Raw genomic sequence first — 17,104 nt, forward strand, 5'->3', positions numbered from 1 at the left:
GCGCAGGGCGCGGGCGATGGTGGAGACGCCGGTGTCCGCGCTCGCCCCGGGGGCGAGCCCGGTCGCCAGGACCAGGGCGAGCACGGCGAGCAGCAGGGCGGGGAGGCTTCGGGTCCGCGGGACGGCCTTCATGTCTCGACGCTACCCGAAGCCCTCCTTAAGGGGTGATTCAGGGCAGACCGGTCAGGCCGCCCGGTACGCCTGCGCCAGCTTCGCCAGCGCCTGCCCGTAGTGGCCGGTCAGCAGGAGATGGTCCGCGTCCGCGAAGGGCTTCGCCACGGCCGCCGTCATCCGCTGCCCCACCTTCCGCTGGACCAGCAGCCGGGCCTGGTCGACCAGGTACCGGCCGGTCGTCCGGTCCCCGCGCCGCTCCGCCGTCGCCGCCCGCGCGGCCAGCGACGCCAGGGTGCCCGCGCCGCCGTGCGGGACGGTGGTGCGGGTGGTCAGGCCCCACCCGTAGGGGAACTGGGGGTCGTACGAGGCGTCGCCCACGTTGATCGGCAGCTGGGACTCGGACCTCGGCCAGGTGACCGGGAGCTGTCCGGTGAAGGGGCGGGCGCCGTAGAGGACGTCGGCGACGCCCTCACCCTCGGTGCCGGGCAGCCAGGAGGCCACCAGGGAGTCGATCTCGCCGAGCCGGTCGCCGATGAGCTGGGGCCGCCCGGAGACGGTGAGCACCACGCACTTCATGGCACCGCACACCTTGTCCACCGCCGCCTGATCGGCCGCCGACAGGGACAGCGAGTGGCCGTTGCCCACATCGCCGACGCCCTCCGCGTAGGGGGTCTCCCCGACGACGACCACGCCGACGTCGTACCCGGCGGTCGGGGCGGAGGCGTCCTTGGAGTAGGTGACGTCGCCGCCCGCCTGCCGCATGCCCTGGAGGATGGTGGTGCCGGGGACGGTGTCGCCGGAGGCGCCCTGCCAGGTGAGGGTCCAGCCGCCGGTCTGGTTGCCGATGTCGTCGGCGTTGGACCCGGCGACGTACACCTTCTCGCTCTTCTTCAGCGGCAGCAGCCCGCCGTCGTTCTTCAGCAGCACCTGCGACTCGGCGGCAGCCTGGCGGGCGACGGCGCGATGGGCCGGGGAGCCGATGGCGGCGGCGCCGCTGGTGTCGGCGTACGGGTGCTCGAACAGGCCCAGTTCGAACTTCTGGGTGAGGATCCGGGAGACGGCGTCGTCGATCCGCGCCTCGGTGACCCGGCCGGCCTTCACCTCGTCGATCAGCGTGGAGCTGAAGTCCTTGTAGGTGTACGGCACCATCATCATGTCGACGCCCGCGTTCACGGCCGTGCGGACGTGGTTCGCGTAGTCGCCGGGGAGCTGGTCGATGGCGTTCCAGTCGCTGATGACGAAACCGTCGAAGCCCAGCTTGCCCTTCAGCTCGCCGTTGATCATGTCGCCGCGGGCGTGCATCTTGACCGCGCCCTTGCCGTCGCCGGTGATGTCGAGGGAGGAGTACGAGGGCATCACGGTGCCGATCCCCCGCCGCACCGCGCTCTGGTAGGGGGCGAGGTGGATGTCCTCCAGCTGCTGCCGGGTGACGGTGGTGACGCCCTGGTCGATGGTGTAGGTGCCGGTGGTGGAGGAGCCGTAGGCGGTGCCGCCGTCGCCGACGAAGTGCTTGGCGGTGGCGAGGACCTTGTCGTCACGGCTCAAGTCACTGCCGTCCGCCCGGCCTTGGAGGCCCTGGATCATCGTCTCCATGGACTCCACGAGCGCGGGGTCCTCGCCGAAGGACTCGTAGGAGCGGCCCCAGCGTTCGTCGCGGCTCACGCACAGGCAGGGCGCGAAGTCCCAGGGGACGCCGGTCGCGCGCACCTCGGCGGCGGTCACCGCGCCGGTCCGCTCGGCCAGTTGGGGATCCCTGGTGGCGCCGATGCCGATGTTGTGCGGCATGACGGTGGCGCCGTAGAGGTTGTTGTGGCCGTGCACCGCGTCCACGCCGTAGATCAACGGGATCTGGAACCGCGTCGCCCGGGCCTGGAGTTGGAAGCCGTCGATCATCCGCGCCCAGCCCTCGGCGGTGTTGGGCGTGGGCGTGGAGCCACCGCCGGACAGCAGCGAGCCGAGGTCGTACGACGCGATGTCGCCCGGGGTGGTCAGGCCCGCGCGTTCGGCCTGGGTCATCTGCCCGGCCTTCTCCGCGAGCGACATCCGGGACAGCAGATCGGCGACCCGCCTCTTCACCGGCAACTTGGCGTTCAGGTACGGCAGTCCATGGGCGTCGATGACGACCTGCGGGGTCTCGGTGGGGGCCTTGGCGCCGTCGACGGTGAGCTTGAGGGGGATGGTCTCGGCGGACTCGGCGGCCCTGTCCTTGCGGGTGGGCACGTCGATGGTGCGCGCGGTGCCGGACGGTGTGCCCGCCGGGAAGGTGAGGGTGCCGGAGACCGGGGTGTAGTCCTGGCCTGCGGTGGCGGTGCCGCCGCCGGTGGCGTAGGTGACGGTCACCGGGTCGTCCACGGGCTTGCCGCCGGTGGTGGCGAGGGCGACCTTCACCTTGGCGGTGCCGCCCTCGGCCACCGGGTAGACGGAGGCGTCGGTGGTGACGGAGGCGACCAGCGCCTGGTCGGCCTTGCCGTACAACTCCACGTCGTCCATGGCGAATTCGCCCTTGAGGCCGACGGGCAGGGTGACGGCGTAGCCCCACATCTGAGTGAGGCCGAGGATGTGGTCGATGCCGCCGACCGGCTGGTAGTCGGTGCGGTAGGTGAAGTCGCCGAACGGGATCCGGATCTGCTTCCAGCCGCTGAAGTCGTCGGTGAAGGACGTCGTCCACAGCTCGGACGCCTCGCCGTTCGCGCCGCCGTCCTTGATCTCGAAGGCGATCTTCCTGCCGTTGTCGTGCCCCTCCCACCAGAAGCGGATGCCCTGGTGGGCGGACCAGTCGTGGGCGGGCTGGTCCGCGGCGAAGTCATGGGTGAAGCCGCCGTAACCGCTGATGTCGTAGCTGCCGGTGAGCACCTTGGCACCCTCGGGGGCGTCGGCGCGGTCGGCGAGGCTCAGCGTGGGCGGGTCATCGGTGTCGCCGCCCCAGGTGAAGATGCCGTCGGCGGGCTGGGACGCGAAGGGCACCTCGCCCTCGAAGCGGTCGACGGGCACCGGCGGCGGATCGCCGGCGGCGTGCGCCGCGGCGGACAGGGGCAGCAGGGCGGCGAGCAGGGCCCCGGGGACGAGCAGGGCGGTTCTTGGCCTTGGCATGGACCTTCCCTCGGCTCTCATGGTTCACTCATGGCTTAGCTCACGGCGTGAGTTAACTGACGCCTCCCCAACTCGTCAAGACCACACGTCAGTTGCACCGCTCCACTCGGCACCGCTCAACACCGCTCATCATCGTTCTGTCGACCCGAGAGGAAGGGCGACGCACCATGAGGAGATCCCCCCGCGCACTCCGGCTGCTGCTGGCCGGGCTGCTCTCCGCCGCCGGATTCACCGCGGCCGCATCCCCCGCGCATGCCACCGGTGAGCAGGTCACCGCGTGGCTCACCACCACCGACGACTCCGGTGGCCGCCATGTCGTACGCGGCCTCGAAGCGCAGGCGCCGTTCGCCTTCCAGTCCGGGACGGGCGGTGGCGGCACCAATATCACCGTGGACGAGAACACCCGGTACCAGACCTTCACCGGCGCCGGCGCCTCGTTCACCGACACCGCGGCCTGGCTGCTGAACAGCAGCGGCGCCCTGTCCCAGGCGACCCGGAACGCGACGATGCGCAAGCTGTTCTCGCCGACCGACGGCATCGGGCTGTCCTTCCTGCGCAACCCGATGGGCGCCTCGGACCTCGCCCGCTACGGATACACGTACGACGACGTGCCGTCCGGACAGAGCGACCCGAACCTGAACCGGTTCTCCCTCGCGCACGACCTGGCGGACGTCGCGCCGCTCACCAGGCAGGCGCTCCAGCTGAACCCGTCGCTGACCGTGATGGCCTCGCCATGGACGGCCCCGGCCTGGATGAAGGACAGCGGCTCGCTCAACGGGGGCTGGCTGAAGGCGGAGGACTACGGCGCGTACGCCGCGTACTTCGTCAAGTACCTCCAGGCGTACCGGGATCAGGGGATCGACGTCTCGTACGTGACCCCGCAGAACGAGCCGACCTGCTGCTCCGGCTACCCGTCGATGAGCTGGAACGCGAGCGGTCTCGCCTACTTCCTCAAGAACGACCTGCTGCCGCAGCTCCAGTCGGCGGGCCTGAGCACCAAGGTCCTGGCGCACGACTGGAATTGGGACAGCTACGACTCGTACGCCGCGCAGTCGGTGGACGATCCGGCGATCCGCGACCACCCCAACTTCGGCGGCATCGCCTGGCACGGCTACGGCGGCGATGTCTCCGAGCAGTCCACGGTCCACGCCAAGTATCCCTCGCTGGACGCCTTCGGCACCGAGCACTCCGGGGGCACCTGGATCGCCGACCAGCAGCACGAGGACATGTCGAACATCATCGACTACACCCGCAACTGGGCGAAGTCGGTGACCAAGTGGTCGCTGGCCGTGGACCAGAACATGGGCCCGCACAACGGGGGTTGCGGCACCTGCACCGGCCTGGTCACCGTGCACGACGGGGACAGCAGGAGCGGGAGCGTGGACTACACCGTCGAGTACTACGACATGGGCCAGCTGACCAAGTTCGTACGGCCCGGCGCGCAGCGGATCGCCTCCACCGCGTCCACCACCGTGCCCAACGTGGCCTGGCGCAACCCGGACGGCAGCAAGGCGCTGATCGCCTACAACGGCTCCTCCTCCGCCCAGACGGTCACCATCGACTGGGGCTCACAGCACGCCACTTACTCGCTGCCCGGCAAGACCTCCGCGACCTTCACCTGGTCCGGCACCCAGTCCGGCACCGGCGCCACGAGCGGTGCCTTCGTGGGCCTGGCCGGCAAGTGCCTGGACGTGGCCGGCGCGTCGAGCGCGAACGGTACGGCCGTACAGCTCTACGACTGCAACGGCAGCGCCGCGCAGCAGTGGAGCGTGCAGCCCGACGGCTCCGTGCGGGCGCTCGGCAAGTGCCTGGACGTCACGTCGGGCTCGACGGCCGACGGGGCGAAGGTGCAGCTCTACGACTGCAACGGGACCGGCGCCCAGCAGTGGTCGTACGACGCGGGCACCCATGACGTGGTGAACCTCGCCGCGGACAAGTGCCTGGACGTCACCGACAACTCCTCGGCCGACGGGGCCCGCGCGCAGATCTGGTCCTGCACGGGCGCCGCGAACCAGAAGTGGCAGCTGGGGTGACGAGCGGTCCAGGGGCGGCCGGGGGACGATGAGGGAGTCGGTCGTCCCCCGGCCGGTTCGCCCCCCGGCCGGGTCATCCACCAGCCGGTTCGTCGGTCGCCGAGGAGTGGGATCGTGCGCGAGTTCCTGGTCGAGATCACCACGTCCGTGCCCGCGGGCGTCACCGAGGAGCAGGTCACCGAGCGGCGGGCCGCGGAGGCGGTGCGGGCCCGGGAGCTGGCGGCCACCGGGCATCTGGCCCGGCTGTGGCGTCCGATAGGCGAGACGCGCAGCATCGGCGTGTGGCGTGCCGACGACGAGGCGGAGCTGCGTGAGAAGGTGCTCGGTACGCTGCCGCTGCGGCCCTGGATGAGTCTCACCGTCACTCCGCTGGAGTCCCATCCGAACGACCCGGGCCGCGTCTGACGCCCTGCCGTCCCGGCGACCTGGAGTCCCTCATGACCACACCGCAGGATCTGTTCCTCGTCAGCGTGGACGTCCCCGGCGCGCGCCCCGTCGAGCAGGGCGATCTGTCGCTGGCCCTCGCGGGGGCCGAGCTGATCGATCTGCTCGGGACGCGGGCGCTCACCCTGGACGGGGAACGCATCGTGCCGGGGGCGGCGCTGGACACGGGTGACCGGATGCTGGACGAGGCGTGTGCGGCGCTGGTGCGCGCGGAGCCGTACGAGAGCGTCGAGGACTGGCTGTGGCGCCGGGGCCGGGGGCTTGCCGCGGCCTACCGGGACGACCTGGACCGCGCCGGTCAGCTCACCGGGGAATCCCGGCGCTGGCTGCCCCGGCTCGGCGGCGACGCCCCCCAGCCCGACACCCCGGCCCGCCGGCACGCGGCCGACCGCTGGTGGTCCGACGAACCGGTCCTGACCGCCCTCGCCGTCCCCCTGGGCATCGGCGAGGACCGCACGGACGGCAACGAGAACGCCGACGACGCGGTCCTCACCGTCCTGGCCACCGTCGGCGACGCGATCACCGAACTGACAGCGGTCCGCGAACGCCGCCGCATCGAGAACGCCGCGTTCGACAACATCTGGCGGGCACCTTGAGGGCAGGCGCCGCCCGGCCAGCTACTGGGAAGCCGGAGAGCCTTGGGGGCAGGCACCCCGAGCTGTGCCGGGGCGCCGGACGCCCGACGGCCCGACGCGTCAGGCACTCGGATCCCCCGGGGCAAGCGCCTCCAGGCCGGTCGGGGTTGAGCGCCCGGTCCACAGACCCGTCAAGGCGGACACTCTCCGCGTCACCACCAGGATGGCCGGATGCCCGAGGCCCGTCCGGGCCGACGCGCGGATCTCCGTCAGGCCGGGCCCCTCTGGGGCCGGTCCGTTCGGGCGCCCGGAACCCGCCGAGGAAGGCAACCCGTACCCCGTCCAGGTGGCCACCCGGAACCCGCCGGGGTGCACGGTCCAAGACTCCGTCGTAGCGGGCACTGCGGATCCCCCCAGGGCACGGCACCCGGAAACCACCCCGGGACGGACGTCCCGGACCTCGCCGGGGTCACGGCCCGGACCCCATCAGGGTCGCCACCCGGCCTCCGCCAGGGCGGACGATCCCGGGGCCCGTCCAGGCTTGCACTCCGGATCCCCTCACGGCGCGGCACCCGGAACCCGACCCGGGACCGCGGTCCGAACCCCACCGGGGGCGCGGCCCGGCCGGGAGGCGCGGCCCAAAATCCCGGCCGGGAGACGCGGTCCGGAATCCCGTAAGGGAGGGTGTCCAAAACCCGAGCCCCTCAGGGTGGGGTGTCCCGGGCTCTCGTGCCCGCGGAGCGCTACGCCGGTTCGACGCCCGCGCGGAGCAGGCCGTATGTGTAGGCGTCCTCCAGGGCCTGCCAGGACGCGGCGATGACGTTGTCGGCCACGCCCACCGTGGACCACTCGCCGGTGGTGTCGGAGGTGGAGATGAGGACGCGGGTGGTGCTGGAGGTGCCGTGGCGGCCTTCCAGGATGCGGACGCGGTAGTCGACCAGTTCGAGGGCGGCGAGCTGGGGGTAGATCTTCTCCAGGGCGACCCGCAGGGCGCGGTCGAGGGCGTTGACCGGGCCGTTGCCCTCGGCGGTGGCCACGATGCGTTCGCTCTTGGCCCACAGCTTGACCGTGGCCTCGTTGGCGTGGCTGCCGTCGGGCCGGTCCTCGGCGATCGCCCGCCAGGACTCCACGTCGAAGTACTTCAGCGCCCTGCCCTCGACCTCGCCGCGCAGCAGCAGCTCGAAGGAGGCGTCGGCGGCCTCGTACGTGTAGCCCTTGAGCTCGCGTTCCTTGACCCGGGCCACCACCCGCCCGATCAGCTCCCGGTCGCCGCCGAGATCGACGCCGAGTTCCTTGCCCTTGAGCTCGACGGAGGCGCGGCCCGCCATGTCGGAGACCAGCATCCGCATGGTGTTGCCGACCAGCGCGGGATCGATGTGCTGGTACAGGTCCGGGTCGACCTTGATCGCGGAGGCGTGCAGCCCGGCCTTGTGCGCGAACGCGGAGACGCCCACGTACGGCTGATGGGTGGAGGGCGTGAGGTTGACGACCTCGGCGATGGCGTGCGAGATCCGGGTCATCTCGCGCAGCCGGCCCTCGGGCAGCACCTGCTTGCCGTACTTCAGCTCCAGGGCGGCGACCACCGGGAACAGGTTCGCGTTGCCGACCCGCTCGCCGTAGCCGTTGGCCGTGCACTGCACATGCGTGGCCCCGCCGTCGACCGCGGCCAGCGTGTTGGCGACCGCGCAGCCGGTGTCGTCCTGGGCGTGGATGCCGAGCCGGGCGCCGGTGTCGGCATGCACGGTGGCGACGACGGCGTGCACCTGGGCGGGCAGCATGCCGCCGTTCGTGTCACACAGCACCACCACATCGGCGCCGGCCTCGGACGCGGCGCGTACGACGGCCTTGGCGTACTCGGGGTTCGCGCGGTAGCCGTCGAAGAAGTGCTCGCAGTCCACGAACACCCGGCGGCCCTGCTCGCACAGGTAGGAGACGGTGTCGCGGACCATCTCCAGGTTCTCGTCCAGCGTGGTGCGCAGCGCCATCTCCACATGCCGGTCATGCGCCTTGGCGACCAGCGTGATCACCGGGGCGCCGGACTCCAGCAGCGCCCTGACCTGCGGGTCGTCGGCCGCCTTGGCACCGGCGCGGCGGGTGGCGCCGAAGGCGACCAGTCGGGCGGTGCGGAATTCGATCTCGTTCTTGGCGCGGGCGAAGAACTCGGTGTCGCGGGGGTTGGCGCCGGGCCAGCCGCCCTCGATGAAGCCGACGCCGAAGTCGTCCAGGTGCCGGGCGATGGCGAGCTTGTCCGCGACGGTGAGGTTGATGCCCTCGCGCTGCGCGCCGTCGCGCAGCGTGGTGTCGAAGACGTGGAACGAGTCGTCGAGCTCGCTGGTTGCCGTCTCGGTCATGGTCTCAAGGCTCCTGTTGTGGATCTTCGGTCTTACCGGAATGACCGGCTCCACCGTCCCCCCAATACTCCCCCGCGCTCGGTTCACGGCTGAAGGTGGGCCGTAAAACGAAAAAACCCCTCGCGGATGCGAGAGGTCTGCGCGCGGGTCGAGGACGAACGGTGGCCACCCGCACCTGGTCGTACGAGATGGTCACTGCGGACCGGCGCGCCTGCTGCCAATAATCGTGGCGAACGTAAGCACGGGGGAAGTCTGGCACAGCACCGCCCCCGGCTCACCGTCCGTCTCAGGATGCGGTCGTCACACTGGACTCCCCCACTCCACTGGCCCCCCGCGTTCCGGTCAGATCCAGGTCCTTCGTCTCCCGCATGGTGACGTACACAACAAGCGATACGGCCGCACATCCCGCCACATACCAGAAGAATCCGGACTCTATCCCGGCCTTCTTGAACCACAGCGCGATGTATTCGGCGGTGCCGCCGAAGAGGGCGTTGGCGAGGGCGTACGGGAGGGCGACGCCCAAGGAGCGGACATGTGTCGGGAACAGCTCGGCCTTCACACAGGCGTTGATCGAGGTGTAGCCGGTGACGATCACCAGCGCGAGCAGGGAGAGACCGAGCGCGGGCCAGTAGCCGCCGGTGCGCCCCAGCAGGGTCATGATCGGCACGGTCAGGACGGTGGAGCCGACCGCGAAGGTGATCAGCAGCGGCCGGCGCCCGATCCGGTCGGACAGGGCCCCGGCGAGCGGCTGGAGCCCGGCGAAGACGATCAGCGCGGTGAAGGAGACCAGGGTCGCGGTGTCCTTGGACAGGCCCGCCGAGTTGGAGAGGTACTTGGTCAGATAGGTGGTGTACGTGTAGTACGCGACCGTGCCGCCCATGGTCAGCGCGATGACGAGGAACGCCTCGCGCCGGTACCGCCACAGGGCGCGCAGGGTGCCGCGCTCCTCGGCGGCCGAGGCGTCCTCGTCGTAGACCTCGCTCTCCGGCATGGTGCGGCGCAGATAGAAGACGACGGCCGCGCCGAGGGCGCCGACGACGAAGGGGATGCGCCAGCCGTAGCTGTGCAGGGCGGAGTCGGACAGGGTGCGCTGGAGGATGATCTGGAGGCCGAGGCCGATGATCTGGCCGACGGTCATGGACACGTACTGGAAGCTGGAGGCGAAGCCGCGCCTTTTCGGGTCGGTGGCCTCGGTGAGATAGGTGGCGCCGGCCGCGTACTCGCCGCCCACCGACAGTCCCTGGAGCAGCCGGGCGACGAGCAGGACGAGGGCGCCGCCGTACCCGGCGACCGCGTACGTGGGCGCGACGGCGATCAGCACCGCAGAGGCCGACATCAGCGTGACGGTCAGCGTCAGCGCCGCCTTACGGCCCCGGCGGTCACCGACCCGCCCCAGCAGCCAGCCGCCCACGGGCCGCATGAAGAACCCGACGGCGAAGATCCCGGCGGTGTTCATCAGTTGGGCGGTGGGGTTCCCCCTCGGGAAGAACGCCCCGGCGAAATAGGTGGCGAAGCTGGCGTACACGAACCAGTCGAACCACTCGACCATGTTCCCCGCCGACCCGACCCAGATCTTCTTCCAGTGCTGGATTCCCATGGCCCGTTACCTGCCCGGCAGTTGACCGGACGATGCACCCGAGGACGCGCCCCGCAGGGGCGTGGGGAACTGCGCGAGCGACCACACCGGGCCCGCACCCACGGGAACCCATCGACCCCAGTAGGGCGGCTGGGCGGTTCAGGAAAACCAGCTTCCGTTCTGCTTTCCTGGAACCCAGTCAATGATCGAAGGGCGTTCCCCTGAGGAACGGAGATATGCCTCGACAACCTTCCGCACGGAATGGAGCGGTATGTTTTGGAAATTTGAAATTCACTCAGATCTTCCAGCCCTGGAGACGCACTGAATCGATCTGGCTCCCACGTGTATCAGATAACTCCACCGTAGCCGGTCTCGAGGTTCACGCTGGCTTCAAGCATGCTGACCGGGAATTGGTCTTCCACAGCGTCGAAGAAGAGCCATTGCCCTGCGGCGTTGTGCTCGTATTCCGGGGTTTCCTTGAGATTCGCGTCGATGGAGGCGATCGCTTCCTCTAGATCCTTGAAGAAGCACTTTTCCCCGTCACGATACAGTGCGATGGTCACGGCTTCACCCTCTTCCCTGTGATGCGCTTGAAACTCCCTGCGCCCGAATAATGCACGCCGTCATTGTCATTGAGTGGTCCCCGCAGCGGTGATCGGCCGGACGAGTACTGAGAGCTGTCCCGTAAATGGTCTTCCGGTCAGTGTGGACGTGGCTGTTCATTGTGCGGCCCGCCGGCCTATCCGGCGAGAGCGAGGTTGTGCAGGCGCGCGATGCCGCGCATGGCGTGGTGGACTCCGTCGCCTTTGAGGCGGCAGTCGCGGAGGATCTTCCAGGTCTTCATACGAGCGAAGACGTGCTCGACGCGGGCGCGGACCTGCTTGTGGGACTTGTTGTGGGCTTCCTTCCAGTCGGGCAGCCCTTCACCCTTGCCCCGGCGGTGGGGCATGACGAGTCCGGTGCCGGGATAGCCGCCGTCGGCGATCGTGGTGGTCTTGCCGACGGCGGCTTTGGCGCCGGACTTCTCCCATGCCTTGCAGTCGTTGCGGTTACCGGGGAGGGTGCGGCCGATCACCACAACGAGTCGGGTGTCGGCGTCGATGATGACCTGGTGGTTGGTGGAGTACCGATAGTTCTTGGACTGTGCGGCGATGGTGTGGTCGCGGGTGGGCACCAGGGTGCCGTCCACGATGAGCACGGTGCCCTTGGCGAACCGCTTGCGGGGCTGGAGCGCGAGCATCGGCCCGAGGTGGTCGATGATTCGGTCTGCCGCCGACTTGGACACCCCGAACAGCGAGGCGAGCCGGCGCATCGTCAAGTTTGTCCGCCAGTAGACCGCGACCTGCAGCACCGGGTCCTCCAGCGGAAGGCTCCACGGCCTGCCCCTGCGGACCGCGTCCGCACCCTCACGCCGCAGCATGGCCACCAGCTTCCCGAAGCAGCGCGGGCTCAACCCGGCGAATGGGGCTGTCCAAGACGGCTCCGACGCCGTGATCACACCAGCCACAGCGAAAGCATCTCAGCCACCGGCGCCATTCGCGGTGGCCTCGTGCGGCTGGCTTCGTTCGCTTTCAGTAGCAGCGTTCGTCTGGTTGCTTGAGTGGAGGTGAGCCAGGAGCGCGGACTGAGGAAACGGCTTTGCGCCCCGTGTGATCGGCGTGGATGCTGACTGACCGGAGGTACTGAAGATGATCAGTGTTGTGCTGAAGCTGTCAGCCCGTGATTTGGTGCATGCGGACCTGGCGTCGTGCGGGTGGGCAGGGTCTGACCACCACTTGGCTGGCGTCGCCAAGCAGTTGGAACGTGCCCGGACGGGTGAGGTCGACTACCTGGCGGTCTGTCCTGCAACGGACATCCCTGTGGCGAAGGGCGGCGTCGACTACCAGATCAAGGAGGGCGTCGGCACCTTGTGGCAGTTGGCAGTCCACCCCGCATTGCAGTCGTGTGGGATCGGCACGTTCCTTGTCGAAGCCGCAGAACTGCGGATCAGGGACCGCGGTTTGCGGCAGGCCGAGCTGGCTGTGGAGGAAAGCAACCTCCGGGCGCGTGCGCTATACGAACGACTGGGCTACGTCGAGTACGACCGCCAGCCAGACTCGTGGGACGAACAAGCCCCTGATGGATCGTTGCGCCGCTACGAAACGATGTGCACGTTGATGCGGAAGCAACTCTCGTAGGCTTAGCCACGGCCACAACCCTCCAAGGCCGTCAGCCATGGCGGAGGCTTCTTCCTCGGATCCGGCCAGAGTTGCGGGTCGCGGAGTGGCTCATCCGCATCCAGCTCGCCCTGCCCGTGCGTGACCCGGCACGCGCGTACTACGTCGACCCCACCTGGACTGCGTGGGAGGGCTTACCCGACGACGAGAGCGCGCGGGACTACCTGCGGACAACCAGCTGGCGTATCTCGATGCCGCCCGAACGGTCGTGGGACAGCCCGCCACCGAAGTCTGAAGATCTATTACGGGACAGCCCTTAGGCGATCAGTCCGTCCTCGATGAACTCCCCCACATGCGCGAGCACTTGCTCCCGCGAAACCCCCCGCAACCCGATGGCGACATGGATCGAGAATCCGTCGAGCAGCGCACGCGTCCTCGTGGCGAAGCGGTCGGCGTCCACCTCTCTGAATTCGCCCCGCGAGATGCCCTCCGCGAGCAGGGCGACGAGGTCCCGGTGCCAGGCCCCCTCGATCGCGGACTGTCGGGTGCGGGCGTCGGCGTCGGCGTTCTGGGAGCGGTTCCAGACCTCCAGCCAGAGGGTCCAGTGCGGGTCGCGGTGACCGTCGGGCACGTAGAGGTCGACGTAGGCCGCCAGCCGTTCCCGGGCCGGGCCCGGCCCCGCGAGCAGTCGGCCGCGGGCCGCTCCGAGCCGGCCCTCGCTCCACTCCAGGGTCTGCAGCAGCAGTTCGTCCTTGGAGCGGAAGTAGTAGAGGAGGTGCCCGCTGCTCATCCCGACCTCGCGGCCGAGCGCCGCCATGGTGAGCTTCTCCAGACCGCGCTCGGCGATCATGCCCATGGCCGCGGCGAGCAGCTCCTCGCGGGGCGGGGCGGGGGTGCGCCGGCGCGGCGCGGGAGCCTCGCTCATGCGGACACCAGCCGTACGGCGGCGGGCAGGAAGTGGGTCTCGTAGGGCCCGTAGCACTCGGCGAACAGCGTGGCCACCGGTGCCCGGCAGCCCGGGCACAGGAAGTTGGGGCCCTGCTGACCGGTGGGTCCGCAGCACCCGGAGTCCTGGCAGTCGTCGTCGCCCAGGAGGTGGCCGCGGGTGTCCTCGGGGTGGACGACCAGGGTGTCCCGGGGCCCGGCCGACACCAGGAAGCCCGGCCCGTCGGGGTCGGCGACGGCCACGCCGGGCACCGCGGCCCCGGCCCACTCGGGGTCCGGGTGCGGCACGAACGGCGCCCCCGACGGCTCGGGGTCCACCGCGCAGGTCCCGCGCGGCACGGTGGAGGGCGCCTGCCGGGACCCGTCGGCGTTCTTGCGCCCGCTGTTCAGGGGGCGCTCGGGCAACTCGGCCAGCAGGCGCACCGGCTCACAGAGCCGGTGGCCGCAGCCCGCACAGACCAGGACGTTCACCCGTATGTTCTACCCGACCTGAGGCGCCGACGGCTGCCGGGCGGCGGTTCGCGCCACCCCCGCGGGCGGCCGCCCCTGGGTCCAGACCGCGCGGACGGCCGTCCGGGCGAACCGCCAACCGTCGCCGGTCCACGTCAGCTCGGCCTCGAAGACCCCGCCCACCTGGAACAGCGTGGCGTCGTGACGGACATGGACCATCAGGGCGTTCCAGGAGGCCCGCGCCGTGCCCGCGGCCCCGTCCGTCCCTTCGTCCGTGTCGGCGATGACGCCGGAGGCGAGGTGCTGCGTACGGTCGTACCGTCCGAGCGCCTCCTCGGTGACCCGGACGGCCGCCGCGCCCTCGGACGTCCCGAGCGGGGTCTTCATCCGGGCGTCCGGGGTGAGGAAGCCGTCCGCCCAGCCGGGCGTGAACTCCCGTGCGTCCAGGGCCCGGAAGAAGCGGTCCACAAGCGCGGTGATCTCTGCCTGATCCGTCTGCGTGGTCATGTCCTCAGCCTCCGACCCGAAGCGGACTTGAGGTCAAGGGCGGCGGGTCCTGGGCTGCTGCTGGGTGATGCAGTGGATGCCGCCCCCGGCCGCGAAGATCTGGCGGGCGTCGACCAGGGTGACGGTGCGCTCGGGGAAGAGGCGGCGGAAGAGGGCGGCGGCCGTCTCGTCACGGGGGTCGTCGAAGGCGCACAGGACGACGCCGTCGTTGCAGAGGTAGTGGTTGATGTAGGAGTAGTCGGCCCAGTGGCCGTCGGCCTCCAGGACGGTCGGCGCGGGGACCTCCACGACCTCCAGGGGGCGGCCCTGGGCGTCGGTCGAGGACCTGAGGAGGCCGATGACCTCCTTGCTGACCTCGTGGTCGGGGTGGGCGGGGTCCGGCTGGTGGTGGGCGAGGACGACACCGGGGCGGGCGAAGGCGGCGACGATGTCGACATGGCCGAGGGTGCCGTAGCCGTACGGGGGGTAGTCGGCGGTCAGGCCGCGCGGCAGCCAGATCGCCTTGCTGGTGCCGAGGTGGGCGTGGATCTCCGCCTCGACCTGCTCTCGCGTCCAGTGCGGGTTGCGCTCGGGGCCGAGCTGCACGGTCTCGGTGAGCAGCACCGTGCCCTCGCCGTCGACATGGATGCCGCCGCCCTCGTTGACCAGCGTCGAGGCGTACGTCGTCGCGCCCGCGAGGTCGGCGACGTGTCCGCCGATCTTCGCGTCGTGCTCCCAGCGGGCCCAGTCCTGGGCGCCCCAGCCGTTGAACGTCCAGTCCACGGCGGCCAGTTGACCTTGGCCGTCGGTCAGGAAGGTGGGGCCGATGTCCCGCATCCAGGCGTCGTCCAGGTCGCGCTCCACCAGGTCGATGTCCGGCCCGAGCAGTTCCCGCGCCCCGGCCGACGCGCCGGGGCCGCAGACCACGGTCACCGGTTCGAAGCGGTGCACGGCGCGGGCGACCGAGGCCCAGGCGCGGCGGGAGGCGGCGAGGTCGTCGGCGTCGTCGAAGGTGGGGTTGGGGCCCGGCCACGCCATCCAGGTGCGCTCGTGCGGGGTCCACTCGGCGGGCATGCGGAAGCCGTCGGCGGCAGGGGTGCTCATCTGGGGGTCCGTTTCGGGGTTCACAGGAGGTGTGCCGGGCTCACAGGAGGTGTGCCAGGTTCACGGGAGGTCTTCGAAGGTCACAGGAAATAGGTCACAGGAAATAGAGGCGGTTGAGGGAGACCGAGTCAGCCGGCTCCGAGCGCAGCGGGTCGCCGTCGAGGGTGACAAGGCCGGTGCGCTGGTCGACGTCGACCGCTCCGGTACGGGCGTTCAGCCGCAGGTCGGCCGGGCCGATGCCCCGGGTGCCGCGGACGGCGACCCGGCGGCGGCGCGTCGGCATGATGTCGTTGCCCTGGTCGACGGCGGCCTGTGCGACGAACGCGACGGAGAGGTCGGCGGCCGTCGCGCCGTACGCCCCGAACTGNNCGCCGTACGCGGGGAAGCCGGACTTGAGGACCAGCTGGGGCTTGGCGCCGAAGTACTCGGGACGCCAGAGCACGATGTCCGCGAGCTTGCCGGCCTCGATGGAGCCGACCTCGTGCGAAAGGCCGTGCGCGATCGCGGGGTTGATGGTCAGCTTGGCCATGTAGCGCAGCACGCGGGCGTTGTCGTCGCCCTCCCCGTCGCCCTCCAGCGGGCCCAGTTCGGCCTTCATCTTGCCGGCCATGGCGAAGGTCCGCCGTACCGTCTCGCCCGCGCGGCCCANNCCGTAGTGCTCGGCGACCGCGTCCCGGCCGAAGGGCAGGGTGGGGTTGGTGGAGGAGCCGATGACGTTCGGCACCCCGGCCATCTTCAGCACGTTCGGGACGTGCCCGCCGCCGCAGCCCTCGATGTGGAAGGCGTGGATGGTGCGGCCCTCCAGCACCTTGAGGGTGTCCTCGACCGAGAGGCACTCGTTCAACCCGTCGCTGTGCAGGGCCACTTGGACGTCGTGCTCCTCGGCGACCCGCAGCGCGGTGTCCAGGGCGCGGGTGTGGGCGCCCATGTCCTCGTGCACCTTGAAGCCGCTCGCGCCGCCCTCGGCCAGCGCCTCGATCAGCGGGGCCTCGTGCGAGGACGAACCCCGGCCCAGGAAGCCGATGTTGACCGGCCAGGCGTCGAAGGCGTTGAAGGCATGGCGCAGCGCCCAGGGGGAGTTGACGCCGACGCCCCACACCGGGCCGAACTCCTGCCCGATGATGGTGGTCACGCCGGAGGCGAGGGACGCTTCCATGATGCGCGGTGACAGCAGATGGACATGGGTGTCGACGGCGCCGGCGGTGGCGATCAGGCCCTCGCCGGAGACGATCGAGGTGCCGGTGCCGACCACGACGTCCACCCCGTCGAGGGTGTCCGGGTTGCCCGCGCGGCCGATCGCGCTGATGCGGCCCTCGCGGATGCCGATGGACACCTTGCGGATGCCCTGCACCGCGTCGATCACCACGACGTTGCTGATCACCACGTCACAGGTCTCGCGCACGGCGGCGGCCTTGAGGTGCAGTCCGTCGCGGGCCGTCTTGCCGAACCCGGCGAGGAACTCGTCGCCGTAGCGCTGGGCGTCGGACTCCACGCGGATGGTCAGGCCCGAGTCGCCGAGGCGGACCCGGTCGCCCGCGCGGGGGCCATGAGTCGCGGCGTAGGCGCCCGGATCGACATGGATCGCCCGGCTGACCTCGCGTCCCTTGGAACGGCTCATCGCTCCTGCCCCTTCTCCTCGTCGCACCTGACCGCCGGGGGTCCGCTCTCCCCGTCGCTCCCGCCCCCCGGACATCCGCTCACCTCGTCGGTCCCGAACCCCGGACACCCGCCTTCCTCGTCGCCCATGACCCCCAGATATCCGCAGGCCGCGGCCCTGCGC

Annotated in this window: 15 protein-coding genes; 4 read left to right on the top strand and 11 right to left on the bottom strand. The window is 70.4% G+C overall.

Annotated features, from left to right (window positions below):
- Nucleotides 1-183: 183 nt before the first annotated feature.
- Nucleotides 184-3,204 (bottom strand): glycoside hydrolase family 3 protein, encoded by a 3,021-nt coding sequence (locus CCN72_RS28265; protein WP_086810708.1) that lies wholly within the window; start codon nucleotides 3,202-3,204, stop codon nucleotides 184-186.
- A 167-nt stretch (nucleotides 3,205-3,371) separates the two neighbouring features.
- On the opposite strand from CCN72_RS28265, the gene CCN72_RS28270 reads away from it, so the two are divergent.
- The 3 genes from CCN72_RS28270 to CCN72_RS28280 all read left to right on the top strand — a co-directional run bounded on the left by CCN72_RS28270 (nucleotide 3,372) and on the right by CCN72_RS28280 (nucleotide 6,277).
- Complete coding sequence (locus tag CCN72_RS28270) at nucleotides 3,372-5,237, top strand: RICIN domain-containing protein (protein ID WP_086810710.1); 1,866 nt, start codon at nucleotides 3,372-3,374, stop codon at nucleotides 5,235-5,237.
- A gap of 114 nt (nucleotides 5,238-5,351) precedes the next feature.
- Nucleotides 5,352-5,642, top strand: coding sequence for a muconolactone Delta-isomerase family protein (locus CCN72_RS28275; RefSeq protein WP_086810711.1), 291 nt, complete (start codon nucleotides 5,352-5,354; stop codon nucleotides 5,640-5,642).
- 32 nt (nucleotides 5,643-5,674) lie between these two features.
- Nucleotides 5,675-6,277, top strand: a complete 603-nt coding sequence (locus CCN72_RS28280; RefSeq protein ID WP_086810713.1) for a GOLPH3/VPS74 family protein — start codon at nucleotides 5,675-5,677, stop codon at nucleotides 6,275-6,277.
- Nucleotides 6,278-6,999: 722 nt separating this feature from the next.
- Here CCN72_RS28280 and cimA read toward each other — a convergent pair.
- The 5 genes from cimA to CCN72_RS28300 all read right to left on the bottom strand — a co-directional run bounded on the left by cimA (nucleotide 7,000) and on the right by CCN72_RS28300 (nucleotide 11,690).
- The gene (gene cimA, locus CCN72_RS28285; protein ID WP_086810715.1) at nucleotides 7,000-8,607 is read right to left on the bottom strand and encodes a citramalate synthase; all 1,608 of its coding nucleotides are present in this window, start codon (nucleotides 8,605-8,607) and stop codon (nucleotides 7,000-7,002) included.
- A 286-nt stretch (nucleotides 8,608-8,893) separates the two neighbouring features.
- Nucleotides 8,894-10,204 (bottom strand): MFS transporter, encoded by a 1,311-nt coding sequence (locus CCN72_RS28290; RefSeq protein WP_086810717.1) that lies wholly within the window; start codon nucleotides 10,202-10,204, stop codon nucleotides 8,894-8,896.
- Nucleotides 10,205-10,342: 138 nt separating this feature from the next.
- Entirely contained in the window at nucleotides 10,343-10,474 is a 132-nt protein-coding gene (locus tag CCN72_RS41735) for an Imm1 family immunity protein (RefSeq protein ID WP_107430171.1), read from the bottom strand.
- A 56-nt stretch (nucleotides 10,475-10,530) separates the two neighbouring features.
- A complete protein-coding gene (locus tag CCN72_RS28295) occupies nucleotides 10,531-10,746 on the bottom strand; it encodes a hypothetical protein (RefSeq protein ID WP_086810718.1) in 216 nt (71 codons plus the stop codon).
- Nucleotides 10,747-10,922: 176 nt separating this feature from the next.
- A complete protein-coding gene (locus tag CCN72_RS28300) occupies nucleotides 10,923-11,690 on the bottom strand; it encodes a transposase (RefSeq protein ID WP_086810720.1) in 768 nt (255 codons plus the stop codon).
- Nucleotides 11,691-11,871: 181 nt separating this feature from the next.
- Between CCN72_RS28300 and CCN72_RS28305 the strand changes: the two genes are divergently transcribed.
- A complete protein-coding gene (locus CCN72_RS28305; RefSeq protein ID WP_086810722.1) occupies nucleotides 11,872-12,360 on the top strand; it encodes a GNAT family N-acetyltransferase in 489 nt (162 codons plus the stop codon).
- A 295-nt stretch (nucleotides 12,361-12,655) separates the two neighbouring features.
- Here CCN72_RS28305 and CCN72_RS28310 read toward each other — a convergent pair whose 3' ends face one another.
- From CCN72_RS28310 to CCN72_RS28330, 5 genes are all read right to left on the bottom strand, one after another.
- Complete coding sequence (locus CCN72_RS28310; RefSeq protein ID WP_086810724.1) at nucleotides 12,656-13,264, bottom strand: TetR/AcrR family transcriptional regulator; 609 nt, start codon at nucleotides 13,262-13,264, stop codon at nucleotides 12,656-12,658.
- Nucleotides 13,261-13,755 carry a hypothetical protein gene (locus tag CCN72_RS28315; protein ID WP_086810726.1) on the bottom strand — a complete coding sequence of 165 codons (495 nt, stop codon included), beginning with the start codon at nucleotides 13,753-13,755 and terminating at the stop codon, nucleotides 13,261-13,263. The genes CCN72_RS28310 and CCN72_RS28315 overlap by 4 nt, the downstream gene beginning before the upstream one ends.
- Before the next feature lie 9 nt (nucleotides 13,756-13,764).
- On the bottom strand, nucleotides 13,765-14,241 hold the full coding sequence (locus tag CCN72_RS28320) for a nuclear transport factor 2 family protein (RefSeq protein ID WP_086810728.1): 477 nt from the start codon (nucleotides 14,239-14,241) through the stop codon (nucleotides 13,765-13,767).
- A 33-nt stretch (nucleotides 14,242-14,274) separates the two neighbouring features.
- The gene (locus CCN72_RS28325; protein WP_086810730.1) at nucleotides 14,275-15,324 is read right to left on the bottom strand and encodes an agmatine deiminase family protein; all 1,050 of its coding nucleotides are present in this window, start codon (nucleotides 15,322-15,324) and stop codon (nucleotides 14,275-14,277) included.
- A 94-nt stretch (nucleotides 15,325-15,418) separates the two neighbouring features.
- Nucleotides 15,419-16,942, bottom strand: coding sequence for an urease subunit alpha (locus CCN72_RS28330; RefSeq protein WP_086810732.1), 1,524 nt, complete (start codon nucleotides 16,940-16,942; stop codon nucleotides 15,419-15,421).
- Nucleotides 16,943-17,104: the final 162 nt, after the last annotated feature.

The organism is Streptomyces murinus (assembly GCF_002154555.1).
Classification (GTDB): domain Bacteria; phylum Actinomycetota; class Actinomycetes; order Streptomycetales; family Streptomycetaceae; genus Streptomyces; species Streptomyces murinus.